16 protein-coding genes are annotated in these 16,412 nt (G+C 66.4%); 9 read left to right on the top strand and 7 right to left on the bottom strand.

Annotated features, from left to right (window positions below):
• The first annotated feature begins 53 nt into the window (after positions 1-53).
• Together ACRB8A_RS16785 and ACRB8A_RS16790 are read left to right on the top strand one after the other, a co-directional pair.
• On the top strand, positions 54-791 hold the full coding sequence (locus tag ACRB8A_RS16785; protein WP_432245166.1) for a hypothetical protein: 738 nt from the start codon (positions 54-56) through the stop codon (positions 789-791).
• 168 nt (positions 792-959) lie between these two features.
• Positions 960-1,886 (top strand): SRPBCC family protein, encoded by a 927-nt coding sequence (locus ACRB8A_RS16790; protein ID WP_432245167.1) that lies wholly within the window; start codon positions 960-962, stop codon positions 1,884-1,886.
• A gap of 116 nt (positions 1,887-2,002) precedes the next feature.
• On the opposite strand, the gene ACRB8A_RS16795 is transcribed toward ACRB8A_RS16790, so the two are convergent.
• Together ACRB8A_RS16795 and ACRB8A_RS16800 are read right to left on the bottom strand one after the other, a co-directional pair.
• On the bottom strand, positions 2,003-3,169 hold the full coding sequence (locus tag ACRB8A_RS16795; protein ID WP_432245168.1) for an SLC13 family permease: 1,167 nt from the start codon (positions 3,167-3,169) through the stop codon (positions 2,003-2,005).
• Positions 3,170-3,282: 113 nt separating this feature from the next.
• Positions 3,283-5,355, bottom strand: coding sequence for a rhamnogalacturonan lyase (locus ACRB8A_RS16800; RefSeq protein ID WP_432245169.1), 2,073 nt, complete (start codon positions 5,353-5,355; stop codon positions 3,283-3,285).
• A 355-nt stretch (positions 5,356-5,710) separates the two neighbouring features.
• On the opposite strand from ACRB8A_RS16800, the gene ACRB8A_RS16805 reads away from it, so the two are divergent.
• Positions 5,711-5,980, top strand: coding sequence for a helix-turn-helix transcriptional regulator (locus tag ACRB8A_RS16805; protein ID WP_432246058.1), 270 nt, complete (start codon positions 5,711-5,713; stop codon positions 5,978-5,980).
• Positions 5,964-7,208 (top strand): type II toxin-antitoxin system HipA family toxin, encoded by a 1,245-nt coding sequence (locus tag ACRB8A_RS16810; protein WP_432245170.1) that lies wholly within the window; start codon positions 5,964-5,966, stop codon positions 7,206-7,208. The genes ACRB8A_RS16805 and ACRB8A_RS16810 overlap by 17 nt, the downstream gene beginning before the upstream one ends.
• A 14-nt stretch (positions 7,209-7,222) precedes the next feature.
• On the opposite strand, the gene ACRB8A_RS16815 is transcribed toward ACRB8A_RS16810, so the two are convergent.
• From ACRB8A_RS16815 to ACRB8A_RS16825, 3 genes are all read right to left on the bottom strand, one after another.
• Positions 7,223-7,996 (bottom strand): methyltransferase domain-containing protein, encoded by a 774-nt coding sequence (locus ACRB8A_RS16815; protein ID WP_432245171.1) that lies wholly within the window; start codon positions 7,994-7,996, stop codon positions 7,223-7,225.
• A gap of 118 nt (positions 7,997-8,114) precedes the next feature.
• Positions 8,115-9,428, bottom strand: coding sequence for an MFS transporter (locus tag ACRB8A_RS16820; protein WP_056598482.1), 1,314 nt, complete (start codon positions 9,426-9,428; stop codon positions 8,115-8,117).
• 16 nt (positions 9,429-9,444) lie between these two features.
• On the bottom strand, positions 9,445-10,869 hold the full coding sequence (locus ACRB8A_RS16825) for a M20 family metallopeptidase (protein ID WP_050685025.1): 1,425 nt from the start codon (positions 10,867-10,869) through the stop codon (positions 9,445-9,447).
• 120 nt (positions 10,870-10,989) lie between these two features.
• Here ACRB8A_RS16825 and ACRB8A_RS16830 point away from each other — a divergent pair, with 120 nt between their 5' ends.
• A complete protein-coding gene (locus tag ACRB8A_RS16830) occupies positions 10,990-11,892 on the top strand; it encodes a LysR family transcriptional regulator (RefSeq protein WP_432245172.1) in 903 nt (300 codons plus the stop codon).
• A 39-nt stretch (positions 11,893-11,931) separates the two neighbouring features.
• Here the strand turns inward: ACRB8A_RS16830 and ACRB8A_RS16835 are convergent, their stop codons facing one another.
• Positions 11,932-12,414, bottom strand: coding sequence for an Lrp/AsnC family transcriptional regulator (locus tag ACRB8A_RS16835; RefSeq protein ID WP_050685027.1), 483 nt, complete (start codon positions 12,412-12,414; stop codon positions 11,932-11,934).
• A 91-nt stretch (positions 12,415-12,505) separates the two neighbouring features.
• Between ACRB8A_RS16835 and hisC the strand changes: the two genes are divergently transcribed.
• From hisC to ACRB8A_RS16855, 4 genes are all read left to right on the top strand, one after another.
• The gene (gene hisC / locus ACRB8A_RS16840; protein ID WP_285241866.1) at positions 12,506-13,600 is read left to right on the top strand and encodes a histidinol-phosphate transaminase; all 1,095 of its coding nucleotides are present in this window, start codon (positions 12,506-12,508) and stop codon (positions 13,598-13,600) included.
• Positions 13,597-14,256, top strand: coding sequence for a YitT family protein (locus ACRB8A_RS16845; RefSeq protein ID WP_432245173.1), 660 nt, complete (start codon positions 13,597-13,599; stop codon positions 14,254-14,256). Before hisC ends, ACRB8A_RS16845 begins: the two co-directional genes overlap by 4 nt.
• 70 nt (positions 14,257-14,326) lie before the next feature.
• Positions 14,327-14,956 carry an NADPH-dependent F420 reductase gene (locus tag ACRB8A_RS16850; RefSeq protein ID WP_432245174.1) on the top strand — a complete coding sequence of 210 codons (630 nt, stop codon included), beginning with the start codon at positions 14,327-14,329 and terminating at the stop codon, positions 14,954-14,956.
• A 149-nt stretch (positions 14,957-15,105) separates the two neighbouring features.
• A complete protein-coding gene (locus ACRB8A_RS16855; RefSeq protein ID WP_050685031.1) occupies positions 15,106-15,453 on the top strand; it encodes a hypothetical protein in 348 nt (115 codons plus the stop codon).
• A gap of 23 nt (positions 15,454-15,476) precedes the next feature.
• On the opposite strand, the gene ACRB8A_RS16860 is transcribed toward ACRB8A_RS16855, so the two are convergent.
• On the bottom strand, positions 15,477-16,409 hold the full coding sequence (locus tag ACRB8A_RS16860) for a threonine/serine dehydratase (RefSeq protein WP_432245175.1): 933 nt from the start codon (positions 16,407-16,409) through the stop codon (positions 15,477-15,479).
• Positions 16,410-16,412 lie beyond the last annotated feature (3 nt).

The raw sequence follows: 16,412 nt of genomic DNA on the forward strand, positions 1-16,412 counted from the left end.
CGATGCGCCCCGTGACGCCCCCCGGAAGGACTGCCAGGCGTTTCCGTCATCTCGTGCCCTTGGTGGCAATCGCCCTGCTCGGATGTCTCGGCGCCTGCGAGTATGAGTCCAAGGACGCCTCCCGCCTGCCCTCCCCTGCTCCGGCCACCGAGGCTGGCGCGGTTCCGCCGGGGCCGGACGGCGGCGGCACCGCCACGATCCCGCCACTGCCTGACGGCGGCGAAATTGACGCCGGCACCTACCTCGTCCTCGCCCCCGGCTACCCGGTGCCTTTTGAGATCACCGTCCCAGCCGGCTGGTCCAGTGAAGACGGCGATGGCCTGCGCAAAGACGACCCGGATCACCCGGATGACATGGCAGTCTTCGTGGGTTGGTGGTCCGCCGGCTATGTGCCGACGGACGCTTGCGCGTGGGAGGGCGCTCTCGTCCGGATCGATCCGTCGGCCAAGGCCTTCGTCGACGCGGTCACGGCGCAGGCGTCAACGGCGAGCACCCCTCCCGTGGAGGTCAAGGTTGGCAACTATTCCGGCTTCGAGTTCGACCACGCCATCGAGGGCAACATGGACGTCACAGCCTGCGACCGCGGCAAGTTCTGCATCCACTCAGAACTCTCCAACGAATGCACACGCTGGTACTCAACCCGGGAAGAGCATGAAGCGTACCGGGTGGTCGACCTCTACGGGCAGCGCGCCGTGAGCTGGGTGGTCCAATTCCACGAAGCGATCAATCCGGAGCTGACCAACGAGGCGCGCACCGTCTTCGACTCGATCGTGTACAGGTCCGGCCAGTGACCGGCTCTGCCGGAGAAATCAGGCCCCGCCTTCACACCCAACCGGGACTGTCGCCAAACCTGATCCCCTCCGGCCCCTCTGGAATCCGGGTCTTCGACGCTATATGGTAAGCATACTGATGAATGCTCGAATGTTCCTCAGGTTCGTGTAGACAGCAAAGGAGTAGCGATGAGCACCAAGGTGGAAAAACGCATTCTGGTCAACGTTCCGGTCAGCACTGCTTACAACCAGTGGACCCAGTTCGAAGAGTTCCCGCACTTCATGGGCGGAGTCAAGAGTGTCCGGCAGCTCAGCGACGACCGGCTGGAATGGGTGGCCGAGATCGGTGGCATCCGCCGCCAGTGGGAGGCCCGCATCCTGGAGCAGGTGGTGGACCGCAGGGTTGCCTGGGCGGCAACCGAGGGTGCCACCAATGCTGGCGCCGTGGAGTTCGAGGATGTGGGCGGCGGTCAGACGTCCCTGCAGTTGACCCTCGAATACGAACCGGAAGGCCTGATCGAAAAAGTCGGTGACAAACTCAATGTCGTGGACCGCCAGGCCGAGGCCGACCTGCAGCGCTTCAAGGAGTTCATCGAGGACGAAGGCTACGCCAGCGGAGCCTGGCGCGGGACCGTGGACCAGGGCGGGACCGTGGGCACGCCCGGCGTCGAGGACGCCGCCGGTTCGCGTGGGGATTCCGGCAAGGCGGGCATCTCAGGAGCCGTAGCCGCAGGCTTGGGCGTCGCAGCCGCCGCCGGCGCCGTTGCCGCCGTGGGCGCCGTCACTTCAAAGCAGGACGACACAACACGGGGAACCGTTCCTCCCGTCACAGTGGAACCTGTGCCGGCCGCTGGGGCCGGCAGTCCGGCCGCCACCCCCGTGGTGGACGTTCCGGTGGAAAGCACAACGCCGGGCACTGGCTCGGCGGGTTCCGTCGCCGACCTGGGGGATGACAGGATCGGCCACACCTTTGACCAGACGAACGGTTTGGTGGACACGTCCGGAGAATCCGACGGTACGGCTGAGGGAGACCTTGCGAGCAAGGGCGAGCGCGAAGACGGCGGATTGCCGGCGGTCCCGTTGCCGCCCATCAACAACAACCTGCGCCAGCCCTGACCCTGCGCCGCGATCCCGCCTCCGGGCTGCCGGGGGCGGGTCCGGCGTCGGCCGTTCCCTAACAGCGGTTGTCGAACCGCCCCTTCCCTAACCTGCCGTTCCAAAACCGCCCGTACCTAACCGGCCGTCAGTGCCAGGGCTGCGACGGCCGCCAAGACTGTCAGCGGTCCCACCAGCAGGCCGAAGACGGCGAACCCCTTCCAGGAAATCAACACGTTCATTTTTTGCAACCGGTCGTGCCACAACAGTGTGGCCAGAGAGGCCCAGGGCGTGATCAGCGGGCCTGCATTAACGCCGATCAGCAGCGCCGCGAGCCGGAGCGGGGACCCTGCAACTGCTTCAAGGGCCAGGTAGGCCGGCAGGTTGTTCAGCAGGTTGGCGCCCACCATGCCGGTGGCGGCCAAGCGGAGCAGCTCCCCGGCGTCGTCCCCCTGGCCGGACAGGGCGGACAGCAGCGCGGGCGCCCCCAGGTGCTGGGCTGTTTCCATGACCAGGAACAGGCCTGAGGCGAACAACAGCAGCGACCACGGCACCAGCAACGGCGAGAGCACTGCCCGCCTCCGGACCGCGAAGATCACGGCGAGCATGAGGGCCGCGCCCGTCGAGGGAACCCACACCGGCACCCCGGAAACAAGCATGACCAGCAGGACGGCCAAAACGCCCGCACTGCCGTACAGCAGGACCCGGTCCGGCACGTTTTGCGGAGCGGCGTCCAGTGGTGGCTGGTACTTCCGGGCCAGGTCCTTGCGGAAAACAACTGCGATGAACGCCAGCGGAATGATGATGGCCACCAACGCCGGCGCAAGCATGAGCCGGGCAAACTGCAGCGGCGTGATCCCGCCCATCGCGTGCTGGGCCAGGAGGTTGGTCAGGTTGGAGATGGGCAGCAGGAGGCTGGCCGTATTGGCCAGCCACACGGTGGTGAGGACAAAGGGCAGCGGCGGGAGCTTTGCCTGGCGTGCCAGGGTCACCACAACGGGTGTCAGCAGGACTGCCGTGGTGTCCAGGGACAGAAAGATGGTGGTCACACAGGCGGCAGCTGACACCAGCAGCCACAGCAGGACGCTGCTTCCCCGGCCCCACTTCCGCAGACGCCGGGCCATGAGCTGGAACAGGCCGGCCTCGCTGACCAGCTCGGTCACCACGGTCATGGCCGCCACAAACACCAGGATGGGGGCGACGCGCTCAACGAGTGCCCCGAAATCAGCGGCCGGAACCACACCAAAAAGGGCTGCTGCGCCGCCGGCGGCCAGCAGGACGGCACCGATGATCGCCAGACGCATGACGGGAGCATATCCGACGAACCCGGGAATACCGGCGCCGGCCGCCCCTTTGGGGACGACCGGCGCTATGAGGTAAAAGTCGGTGCGGTTGGCACGCAGGTTTCTGCTTGCTGCTACTCGCCGCTGCCGGCATAGGTCACGGCCGGCATGGCCGGGGTGGCCATGCCCTCGCCCAGGTAGAAGCTGGGGTGCGGGGGCTGGTTGTAGCCCACGGTCTCCCGCGCAACGCCGGTACGGTACATGGGATCGTGCATCAGGGTGCGGAGCCGGATTTCGGTGGGTGAGGTACTGGTGTAGATCCGCAGTTCGGTGCTGTCCGTCGACGGGAAGACCAGTTCCTCCCGCCAGTCGCCCAGGAGGTCAGCCTGGAGCGACGGGTTGCCCTTGGTGTGGTTGTTGGTGCGGGCGCCGGTGGCGGTCAGCAGGTTATCGCTGGTTTCGGTTTCCCAGTTCCATTTGGAGATGGTGGGAACGCCCACGCCCGCTACGGCATCAAAGTTGTGGTCGACAATTTCGCGGAGCAGGTCGCCGTCCCACCAGGCCATGAAGTTGGCGGCCGGAATTTTGTCGGAGATCCGTTCCCCCTTGGCTGACATAAGGAACCCCACGGGTGAGTTCCAGGCGGCGTCGCCACCCACGGCCCAGCTCTCGGAGCCGGGGAATCGCGGGTCGATATCGCCGGTGGCGCCGCGGCCGGTGTCCTTGATGGCGGGGATGCTCCACAGCACCTCACCGGTGGCGGCATCGCGGAAGGTGGCGCCCCGGTTGCCGCTCTGGCTCATGCTTTCGTGGACCGCGAACGTTTCCAGGCCGGGCCGGGCCGGGTCCAGGTCTCCGGTGTGGATGGCGTCGCCGTGGCCCAGCTTGGTGTTGTACAGCGGGGTTCCGTCGTCGTCGATGGTCATGGAGCCAAAGACAAACTCGTCCTTGCCGTCCTGGTCAACGTCGGCCACGGACAAGTTATGGTTGCCCTGGCCCTTGTACTGGTCGCCGGCGACGTCGGAATCGAAAGTCCAGCGCTTCACCAGCTTGCCGTCCACCAGGTCATAGGTGACCAGGACCGCCCGGGTGTAATAGCCGCGGCTGAACATCATGGATGGCTTCTCGCCGTCGAGGTAAGCGACGCCGGCCAGGAACCTGTCCACCCGGTTGCCGTAGTTGTCCCCCCAGGAGGCCACGGATCCGCGCGGCGGATCGTACGGAACGGTGTCCATGATGGTGCCGTCGGCCCCCTTGAAGACCGTGAGGAATTCCGGGCCGGACAGCACGTAGCCGGCGCTTGTTCGGTAATCGACCGCGGCGTCCCCGATGACGGTGCCTGCCGCGTCCGTGGTACCGTCCGCCGTCTTGAAGGCCACTTCCGCCTTGCCATCGCCGTCAAAATCGTAGGCAAGCATCTGCGTATAGTGTGCCCCGGCCCGGATGTTCCGGCCCAGGTCGATCCGCCACAGCTTGGTGCCGTCCATCTTGTAGGCATCGACAAACACGTTGCCGGTGTACCCGGCCTTGGAATTGTCCTGGGCGTTGGACGGGTTCCAGAGCTGGATGATCTCGTAGCTGCCGTCGCCGTCCAGGTCCGCCACACTGGAGTCGTTGGCGGAGTAGGTGTACGCCTTGCCGTCAGGGGCGATGCCGTCCGCCGGTTTGTCCAGCGGGACGGCCAGGTAGTCCTGGGCCAGCGGGGTGAATTCCACACTGAGTTTGTCCTGGCCGTTGCCGTTGCCCACGGTTTTGATGACATATTTCGAGTCGGCCGTACCGGCGGGATCAACGAAGGTGGTGGTGTCCCGGATGGGCTGCTTGGTGATTTGCTTGCCGTCCCGGAGAACCTGGAAGCCGATGCTGTCCTTGTCCAGGCCCAGCATCCGCCAGCCCAAGGTGACACCCTGGTCTGTCAGCACCGCAACGGGCGCCCGGTCCAGGTTTTCAACCTGCCGCTTGAGCGCGGTGGCGCCGGCTGCCGGCTGGCCCGGATTTCCCGGGGCAGCCTGGGCCAGGGACACACCCGTGAAGGCCAGTGCTGCTGCCGTTATCGACGCGGCGGCCGCAAGCGGGACGGTTTTCCAGCCGCGACTGCGGCAGCCGGGGTCCTGCAGGGATTTGTTGTGCGAGGGATAAGTCAAAGAACATCTCCTTTGATGCTGCGGCACCTGAGGTGGCGCGCTAACGGGCTTGGAACGTTTCATTTCTCGGCCGAAAGGCGCCTGTCACTACTTTTGACAGGGGCTTTACAGCAGCAGTAAACGCTTTCTGCCTTTTTGTTTTATCAGGTGCTGCTTGACGAGGTCAATGGTTTGCCGTGAGGAAATGGGAGAAATTGTTCCGTTACGTACAGTTCCCACCCTGGCGCCCGGCAGGTCAAAGGCAACTGTCGCGACGACGACGCGCTCACTGATAGCCACCTTCTCGCACAAACTTGAATGGGTAATAGTTTACCCATAAATGTGCTTTAGGGGTAAACTATTACCCATGGGACGTCGAGAACTTGGTCTAACCCGCACTGCCGAGGACGCGGTTGCCGTGCTAGGGCAGCAAATTCGGATGGCGCGCGTTGCGCGAGGGATGACCGCCGAGCACCTCGCTGGCACAGCTGGCATTACGCGGAAAACCCTTGCGGCCATCGAGCACGGAAGCGCCGCGGGCAGTATCGGCAACGTGTTCAATGTTGCGTCGATCGTTGGCGTCCCCCTGTTCGGGGTCGACGACCCCAGTGAACTCATCGCGCTCCGCCGACGAGGCGAGGAAAGACTCGCACTGCTTCCCACACGTGTCGACAAGAAGCGGGACAACGACGATGGCCTCGACTTCTGACATATATGTTTGGGCGTGGCTGCCCGAGGCCACCGCACCGGTGCCCGCTGGCCGTCTTCGAGAGGGTGCGCCCGGCCAGTTCTCCTTCGACTACGGCCGGCGGTACCTGGAGCGCCGAAACGCCATCTCCCTGGCTCCAACCCTCCCGCTGTCCGAGCGAACGTTCGGGCCCACCGGGTCACGGGGGTTACCTGGGGCCCTGCGCGACGCTTCGCCAGATGCCTGGGGGCGGCGCGTCGTTCAGTACCAAGTCACCGGTGACCGCGGTGACGACGCCGACACCGGTGACCTTGATGAACGCACATATCTCTTGAACTCCGGCTCCAACCGCTTCGGCGCCATCGATTTCCAGAGGTCAGTCACCGACTACGTCCCGCGTGCTGCGGCCCCCGCCCCGCTGGAAACTCTCCTGGACGCCGCAGACCTCATTGAAGCCGGCGGCGATCTGCCGTTCGAACTCGAGCGGGCCCTCCTGAGCGGTACAGCGATGGGTGGGGCGCGCCCGAAGTCCGTCATCCACGACTCTGGTCGCGAGTACATAGCGAAGTTCACCGCGTCCAACGACCACTTCCCGGTGGTCGGGGCAGAGGCAGCGAGCATGTTTCTCGCCGGGAAGGCGGGGCTCAACGTCGCTCGAACCCGCGTCGAGAGCGTCCTCGGCCGGGTTGTCTTGCTGGTTGAGCGATTCGACCGAACGAACGACGGCGGGCGCATCCTTGCGACGAGCGCCCTGACCCTGACCGGCTTGGACGAGTTGCAGGCGCGCAGCGGCAGTTATGTCGAGTTTCTGGACGCTCTTCGCAGCAACGGTGCGCCCGAGGGTACTGCCGCCGAACTCTTCGGACGCATCGCGTTCAGCATGGCAATCTCCAACTCCGACGACCACCTTCGGAACCACGCGGCGCTCTGGGACGGATCCGTAGCCATACTCAGCCCCGCCTATGACCTTTCGCCCATGCGGCGTAGCGGAGAGACGGCTTCGCAGGCCATCGCATATGACCGGAAAGGGACAAGGCGGAACAACGTATCTGACCTCATCGCCGTCCGTAGTCTCTATGACCTGACCAGGGATGAGGCCAACACCATCGTTGCCCGAATCGAGGACGCTATTCGTGAGCACTGGGCGGAGGCTGCGGACTTTGGAATGCTGACCAGCGCCGACCGGCGCCTCCTGTGGGGGCGGCAGTTTCTCAACCCCGGCAGCCTCTACGGTTTCCGCGATCGCTGAGTCGCAGGGGTCTCCTACCCCCTGAGGCAGAAATACGCCATCCCGAGTACGCCCCGGTAGCCCTCTTCGTAGGCAGCGCGCTGTTCCTCGTATCGCCGACGGACCTGCTCCGCGGCGGGATGGTCCGCATCATGTGCTTCCAGCCAACGGGTAAACCTGTCGCGGAAGCCGGCCTCGAACACGTCCCACTCCTGAACGCTTGCCTGGTCGTTGTCCACCACCTCGAAACCAGCGGCGCAGATCTGCTGGCGCAACGCATCCGCTGACAGGTACTCGTCATCACGTCCAGCCAGAGGGGCGGTGGCCGCCAGATGAGGTGTTGCTGACCAGATCGCCTCGCCGTAGACGAGCCGGCCGCCCGGAAGCACCAAAGCCCGAAGGGCGCGCAGGGCCGCGGCGTAGTCGAGCGGCTGGGCGTCCTCGACCGGCGGCCCCCAGATCTGGCTCGCGCCGATGCAAATGACAGCGTCTGCGGGGCGAACCCGGGCTTCCCGCGCAGGCATCGAATCAAACGCCGCCCGGTCGAGCAGCCCGCGGGTCAACGCCTGTTGCCTCGCCCGGTCGATGGATGCGGAAGCACTGTCCACCCCGCGTCCCCGTGCCTGCGGGGCCGACGTCAAAACCCGAAGCAGCAGTTCACCCCATCCGCACCCCATGTCCAGCACCTCAGCCGGTGCCGGGTTGGACAAAAACGCCACAAGGCGTGCAGCGCGTTCCTCGGAGAGCGGGGTCAGCCAGGTCAGGGATTCGTAGAGGGGCGGCAGTTCAAGCGAAGTGTCGTCGGTCACTCAATGATGCTCTCACGATTCACGGCTGCGGCTGCTTGTCCATAACCCCGTGGCACTGCGGACAGCCCGGCCCCGGCACGCCTACTGGCGCAGGCGTGCGGCGTCGGGCCGTCCCGCCTCAGCGGATCCCGCGGAGCTTCACGCCGGAGGCCAACGCCACAAGGCTGATGACTGCCACCACTGCAAGGTAGTAGCCGGGGGCCACAGCCTGCCCGGTCTGCTGCACCAGGAACGCCGCAATCATCGGCGTGAACCCGCCGAAGGCCACCACTGCCGTGTTGTAACTGAAGGACAGGCCGGTGGCCCGGGTCCGCGGATCGAACGCATCGGACATCACTGACGGCAGCGCCCCGAAGTAGGCAGCCTTGAGCAGGCCGAGGATGGTCATCACCAGCGCCAGGACCAGGAACGAGCGGGCCGTGATCACCCAGAGGAAGAGCGGCACCACGCCGATCATCAGCACAATCACCGTGGGAACCATGATGTTCAGGCGCCCGTACCGGTCCGACAGGTGGCCCACCAGCGGGGTCCCGAAGGTGAGGATCACGCCGGTGATGATCAGGGAGGTGAACGCGATGCCCGGCTCCATATCCAGTTCCTTGATGGCAAACGTGGGCATGTACTGCAGGATGAAGTTCAGGGCCGTGGAGACTGCCAGCGCACCACCGGCCAGCAGGATGCCGGTTTTCTGGGTGGCGAAGACTTCCTTGACCGGCGAGTGCTCACGCCCGTCCTTGGCGGGGTCCACGGCCACAGGAACCTCCCGCATGTTCCTGCGGATCAGGAAGCCCGCCGGTCCCACCAGCAGGCCAAACAGGAACGGGATCCGCCAGCCCCACGCCGTCATGTCCGCATCGGAAAGGACGGTTGTCAGCACGGCCACGAAGATGGCCGCCAGCAGGCTGCCCAACCCCTGGCTGGCGAACTGGAAACTGCCCAGGAAACCCTTGCGCTTGCCGTTCTGCGCGATCAGGTACGCCGTTGCGGCACCGAACTCGCCACCGGCGGAGAACCCCTGGATCAGCCGCGCCAGGACAATTCCGACCGGCGCCAGGATGCCGATGCTCTGGTAGTTCGGCATAAAGGCGATCAGGGCGGTGCCCACCACCATCAGCCGGATGGTGACCGTGAGGCCTTTTTTAAGTCCGTGCTTGTCGGCAAACGCGCCCAGCACCAAGCCACCCACGGGTCGGATCAGGTACGAGACGCCGAACACCGCGAAGGCCTGGATCAGTTCCACCCCTGGATCGTCGCTGGGGAAGAAGTTCCGGCCGATGTAGATGGCCAGGAGGGCGTAGATGGCAATGTCGAACCATTCCAGGGCGTTGCCGATGGTGGCCGCGACGATGCCCCGGGTGGCTGACGGTCCGGAGTCGGCGGTTTCCTGGGGACCGGCCGGACGGGGCTGGTTCTTTTGCTGCGGGATGCTCATGGGGACTCCAGTGGTTTCAGGGTGCGGAGCGGGCGGATTCGGTGGCAGCCATCCCCAGCGGGGTGGCCGCGGCAGCAAGGTCGTGGAACAAGCCGCAGGCCAGCTGCAGGCCCTCACGCGCGACGGCGGCGAGCAGGTGTTCGTCCGGGGCGTGCTGTTGGCAGCCTGGATGGGAATGCGGGATCCAGATGGTGGGCAGGCCCAGGACGTCCGCAAAAACAAAGCTGGGCAGGGAACCGCCGATGTTCGGCAGCACCACCGGCCGGGACCCGGTGGTGGCCGCCAGGGAACCGGCCGCCCAGGCAACCCAGGGATTGTCCGGGTCCAGCCGGCTGGCTGGGAAGGACATGCCCATGGACACGTCCACCATGGTGAAGCCGGCGGCATCCAGGTGCCGCCGGACCGCCGCTTCAAGGCCCGCGGTGTCCGTCCCGGGAACAAAGCGGAGCTGCAGGGATGCCCGTGCGGAGCCCGGAATGGCGTTGACCGGTTTGTCCGGGTTGCCGGCGCCGAGGGCCAGCACCTCCAGCGTGTTCCAGGCGTACAGGCGCTCGGCCGGGCTCAGGCTGCCGTCCCCCCAACCGGGATCGGTGGCGGGATCGCCAGGGTTGGGGACCAGGTCAATCAATTCCAGGGCCCCGGCCACGGATTCCGGAATGCCGGTGGGCAGCAGCTCGGGCAACCTGATGATCCCGTGGCCGTCCACCAGCGATGCCACTGCGGCGGAGATGGTGGTGGCCGGGTTCCGGAGCAGACCGCCCCAGTTACCGGAGTGGTAGGAGCCGGCCCGCAGGTCCGCCACCAGATCGAAGCTGACGCCACCCCGGGCGCCCAGGAAAACCGTGGGGCTGCCGGCGGCCAGCCGTGGCCCGTCCGAGCCGATGAAGACATCCGCCTGCAGGTCGCTGCGGTGTTCGGCAGCAAACTCGGCAAGGTCCGGGGAGCCGATTTCCTCGGCGCCCTCCAGCAGGAAGACCAGGTTGAAACCGAGGCTGCCCCGGCGTTCCAGCAGAAGCCGCAGGGCCACGATATTGATCCAGTGCTGGCCCTTGTTGTCCGCCGAACCGCGGCCGTACCAGCGGTCCCCTTCGGCACTGAGTGTCCAGGGGCTGCGGCCCCCGGTCCAGCCGGCGTCCTGCCCGTCCACCACGTCCGCGTGGCCGTAGCAAAGGACGGTAGGGAGGTCGGCGCCCTCGTGCCGGGTGGCCACGAGGAAGGAGTTCAGCCCGCCGCGCCAGGAGTCATGACGGGCCACCGTGCAACCCAGGGCCAGGAATGCGGGTTCAATAATGTCGTCCAGGTATGACTTCAGCGCAACCCTGCCTTCCGGCGTGGAGCTTTCCGTGGGGTAAGCCACCAGCCGCGCCAGATCCGCCTCAAACGTGCCGGAATCCACGAAGTCGGCCGCTGCTGCCAAGAGATCATTGCGTTGCTGCATCATTTTCCGTTCATCGATTACGTTCCCGGGTCCAAAGCTAAATGGCCCCACGGCAAACAACCAGTATCATTTTGTCGACTAGCTTTGACTTCAACGCAAACCTCACGGTGAAAGAGCCGCCGCATGAACATGCTGACGCCAGGCCTGCTGTATTTCGATGCGGTGGCGCAGGAAGGCACCCTGACGCAGGCGGCGGAAAAACTGCACGTCTCCGCGTCCGCCATCAGCCGCCAGATCAACAAGCTGGAATCGTCCCTGGGCACCCCGCTGTTCACGCGGCACGCCCGCGGCGTGGAGCTCACGGAGGCCGGCCGGCTGCTTCAGGCGTACGTCCGGCGGGCAGAGGCCGAGGGCGCCGCAGTCCGCGAGGAGCTCCTGGTTTCCGTGCAGCGGAAAACCCGCACCCTGCGGGTGGTCTGTGCCGAAGGGTTTGCCAGGGTGTGGGTGCCGTCCGCGATTGCCCGCTTCAGCCGCCAGCACAACGACATCGAGTTCCACCTGGATGTGGTGACCTCCTCGGAGGGCACGCGCCGGGTGGCCGAAGGCGAGGCGGACGTGGCGGCTGTTTTTTCGCTGGGCCCGCAGCCGCGCGTGACGGTGGAGCATTCCACCCCCATGCCGGTGGCGTATGCCCTGGTGGCCCCGGACCATCCGCTGGCCACCCAGCCCAGCGCCAGCATGCAGGACCTGTGCCGGTACAAACTGGCGGTGACAGCGCCCGGCTCCAGCCAGCGGGAGCTGTTTGACCTGGCCATGCAGATCGAGGGGCTGGTCCCGGCCATCACCCTGCAGAGCGACCACATCAACCCGGTGATCGAGTTTGCCCGCGCAGGGGTGGGGGTGTCGCTGGTGGCCGGCCTGTCTCTGGACCGTCGGGACCGCGAGGACCTGGTGACCGTGCGGCTGGACCATCCGGTGCTGCGGCAGCGGCAGGGGCAGATCCAGACCATGACCGGACGCGCCCAGCCGGCCATCCTGACGGCGTTTGTGGATGCGTTGATCGATGCCTTGGATGACCTGGTGTGAGGTTTCCCCTGCAGTGCCGGCCGGTCAGCGCCGTTCCGGTCAGGCCCCGCCGGCCACCGCTTCCAGCAACGGCAGCGTCCGGACGGGCATAACCTCCACCAGCGACATGGCCGTGCTGGTGCGGACGACGCCGTCGATCGCCAGCATCCTGTTGGTGATCCGGTGCAGCCCGGCCGGGTCCGCCGCTGCCACTTTGGCGAGGAGGTCGGCATCGCCGGTGGTGGCGTGCATCTCGATAATCTCGGGGATGGTCTGCAGCGCCGCAACCGCAGCGTCGCTGGAGGACTGGCTGATGGAGATCGAGATGAACCCGATCAGCGGCAGGCCCAGCGCTTCGGTGCGGACCCGCTGGCTGAAGGGGGCCAGGCTGCCATCGCCCAGCAGCCTCCGGAGCCTGGCATGCACGGTGTTCCGGGCAACGCCCAGCGTGCGGGAGAGGGACAGGACGGTGGCCTGCGGATCGGCATCGAGCGACAGCAGGATTTTGGCGTCCAGCGGGTCAAGAAGGTGCATACTGAGCATTTTGTCATATGAAGCGGACCAGAGAACCTGATCTGTCCTGCCACTTTGGCCTGTGTTGTGCACATCCGACGAAATGCCAGACGATGCTTGCATGACCAGCATCCTTCCCGAAGCTTCCGCACCCAAGGTGCGTCCCGACGTCGCACAGTTGCCCGCCTATGTTGCCGGCAGGAGCGCCCTCACTGACCTGACCGCGGCGCTGGCCTCGAATGAGAGCCACTTCGCGCCCCTGCCGTCCGTGCTGGACGTGTTGGGCGCGGAAGCAGGCAGGATCCACCGCTATCCCAGCATGGGGGCGGTGGAGGCCCGCGAAGCGATTGCCCAACACCACGGCGTCACACCGGACGAGGTGGCGGCCGGTCCGGGAAGCTCAGGGGTGCTGCAGCAGATCCTGTCCGCAATGTGCGGGCACGGCGACGAGGTAATCTTCGCGTGGCGGTCCTTTGAGGCCTATCCCATCCTGGTGACGGTGGCCGGCGCGGTATCGGTCCCGGTCCCGCTGCGGGCGGACGAGCACCACGACCTGCCCGCCATGGCAGCGGCCATCACGGAGCGCACCCGCGTGGTACTGCTTTGCTCCCCCAACAACCCCACTGGCGTTTCCATCGGCGCGGCGGACCTTGACGACTTCCTCGCCGCCGTTCCCCCGCATGTGCTGGTGGTACTGGATGAGGCCTACATCGAGTTCCAGCGCGGGCCGGGCGTGGATTCACTGGACTTCTACCGCCGGCACCCGAACCTGTGCATCCTGCGCACCTTCTCCAAGGCGTACGGGCTGGCCGGCCTGCGGATTGGTTACGCGATCGCCCGGCCGGAGATTGCGGACGGACTGCGCCGCACCGCCGTGCCCTTCGGCGTGAACCGGATGGCCCAGGCGGCCGCGGTGGCGTCCCTCGCCGCCGACGCCGAAATCACCGAACGCACCGGGGCCGTGGCCGCGGAACGCAGCCGCGTGACGGCCGCCCTGCGGCTGGCAGGCTGGGACCTGCCGGACAGCCAGGCCAACTTCTTCTGGATCCGGGCCTCGGACGCGCTCCGGGAGGACATCGTTGCAGCGCTGGGCGCAGCGGACATCCTGGTGCGGGGATACGCGGGCGACGGCGTCCGCATCACTTTGGCGGACACCGCCACCAACAACCGGGTGCTGGCAGTCCTGGGCCACCGCGCGGGGTTCGCCGCCGCATGAGCACTCCCGCTGCCACACTTTCCGCTGCCGAGAAACCTGCCCCTGCGCAGGGCGGGCCTGCCACCTTCCGCCATACTGCCGCGGAAGACATCCTTGGCATCCTCACCGGGACCTTCGCCGCATCCCTGGGCCTTTACCTGCTCAAATCCAGCGAGGCGGTAACCGGTGGAACGGCCGGCCTGGCCCTGCTGTTCAGCTACTCCGTGACGGTACCCTTCGGCGTCATTTTTGTGGCCGTGAACCTGCCGTTCTTTATCCTGGCCGTGTGGAAGAAGGGCTGGGACTTCGCGATGCGGACCGGTGCGGCCATCGCCCTGGTGTCTGTCATGTCCAGCCTGCACCCGCTGTTCCTGGGCGCCCTGGACATCCAGCCCGCCTACGGCGTGGTGGCCGGGAACCTGCTGGCCGGGGTTGGCCTGCTGATCCTGTTCCGGCACAGGTCGAGCCTTGGGGGCTTCAACATCCTGGCGCTGATTCTGCAGGATCGCCTGGGCTGGCGGGCGGGCTATGTGCAGATGGTCCTGGACGTGGCCATTGTGCTGGCGTCGCTGGCGCTGGTTCCGGTGCCCATGGTGTTGCTGTCGGCGGCTGGTGCGACACTCCTGAACCTCATCCTGGCGCTCAACCACCGGCCAGGCCGCTATCTGGGACAGTAGCCGCCGGGGCGCTGGTTTATTCCCCGGGCCGGACTGAAATATCTGCGCCCGGTCCGCCGTTGGCCCCCATATGACGACTATTGGAATCATCGGAGCAGGACACATCGGCAGCCAGGTAGCCCGGAAGGCGGTGGCCACCGGTTATGACGTGGTCATCAGCAACTCCCGCGGGCCGGAAACCCTGGCGGACCTCGTGGCGGAACTCGGCCCCAGGGCGCGGGCGGCAACCGCGGCAGAGGCGGGCGACTTCGCCGTGGTGACGGTGCCGCTGAAGAACTACCGGGACATTCCGGTGGCGCCGCTGGCCGGCAAGATCGTGATCGACACCAACAACTATTACTGGGAGCGGGACGGCCGCGTCCCCGCCCTCGACAACGGCGAAGCCACCACTGCGGGGATGCTCCAGGAGCACCTGCCGGAGTCCAAGGTGGCCAAAGGCTTCAACCACATCATGGCCAAGGACATCTCCGGGGGCACCCCTGCAGGAACCGAAAACCGGCGGGCGCTGGCCACGGCCAGCGACTTTCCGGAGGGCTCGGACCTGGTGGCAAAGCTGTATGACGAGTTCGGTTTCGACACGGTCAATATCGGCCCGCTGTCCGAATCCTGGCGCGTGGAGCGCGACCGCCCGGCCTACGTGGTCCGGCAGAACGCCGCCGAGCTTGAGGCGAACCTCGCCAAGGCACCCCGCACCGTCTAACGGCACACCAAGCGGGCAACCGTGAGCGGCGGCGGGCCGGAACCACCGTACCTGCCGCCGCTTTGTTGCGCCGCCGCGACCTGCCCGGCAAGGCGCATCAGGCGCTGTTCTGCTTACAATCGAAACCTCAATCAACTACTGAGGGATCCATGAAGAAATTCACCATTGCCCTGTTTGCCGCCGGACTCGCCGTCTCAGCCACGGCCTGCACCGCTTCGAACCAGCTCACCACCCAGGAAACCTGCGAGCGGATCCAGGCAGTAGTGTCCAGCCCGGCCAACAACGCCGGCAAGACGGGCATGAACCGCCTGGCCAACCAGATCCGGCCCATCCACGCCGTTGCGTCCGACGACCTGAAGCCGGCACTGGAATCCATCCTCGAATTCACTGATGAGCAGGCCAAGGAGACCCCCGACGAGGACAAGCTCGCTGACTTGTCAGCTGATTACCAGGAAGCCGGCACCACGTTCAGCTCGCTCTGCGGCGGCCAGCAGTAGCTTCCGGACCGCACCCGGCAGCCCTACAGGGTTGCCGGGTCCGTGTTTGAGCCGCAGAGAATAACGGCCACCTTCTCGCCGGGTTGCGGCGCGTAGGAGCCGGCCGCCAGCGCCGCGTAAGCCGCGGCGGCACCGTGTTCCACCACCATCCGGTAGCCGTTCCACAGGGCCGACCGGGCGGCGATGATGTCCGCATCCCTCACCAGGACGCTTTCGACGCCGGTGCGGACCGCCACGGAGTAGCCGATCTCCCCTATGCGGCGGGCGCCCAGCGAGTCGGCCGCAACGCCGGAGACGGCCACGTCCACGGGTTTTCCGGCCGCGAGCGCGGCGTGGAGGGTGGGCGCGGTCTCCGGTTCCACTGCCACCACTTTGGCCGAACCTTCCACGGCTGCCGCGATGCCGGCCATCAGCCCGCCGCCGCCCACGGCCACCAGGATGGTGTCCACGCCCGGCAGCTGTGCCAGCAGTTCAGACCCCACGGTTCCGGCCCCGGCGGCTACTTCCGGCTGGTCGTACGCGTGGCAGTACACGGCGCCGGTTTCAGCCGCGTACGCCACCGCCTCCTGGTACGCCACGGCATATTCCGCCCCGGCCTGGACCACCGTGGCGCCGATGGCCTTCAGTTTCTGCACCTTCACGGCGGGCGCCGTCTCCGGGACAAACACGGTTGCCGGCACCCCCACCTGGGCTGCGGCGTAGGCGTTGGCCAGCCCGGCGTTCCCGCCGGAGGCCACCACCACTCCCGCATCCGGCCGCAGTTCCCCGCGTTCCCGGCTCGCCAGGATCCGGTTCAGCGCGCCCCTCGCCTTGAAGGTCCCGGTGTGCTGCATAAACTCGCACTTGAACCAGACCTGCCCGGCAACTGTTCCTGGGTCCCCGGCCAGGATGGGGGTGGTCCGGGTGAGGCCCTTGGTTCGAGCGGCCGCCTGGGCAACGTCAACGCTGGTGATCACGGG

The organism is Arthrobacter sp. G.S.26, from assembly GCF_050847375.1.
Classification (GTDB): domain Bacteria; phylum Actinomycetota; class Actinomycetes; order Actinomycetales; family Micrococcaceae; genus Arthrobacter.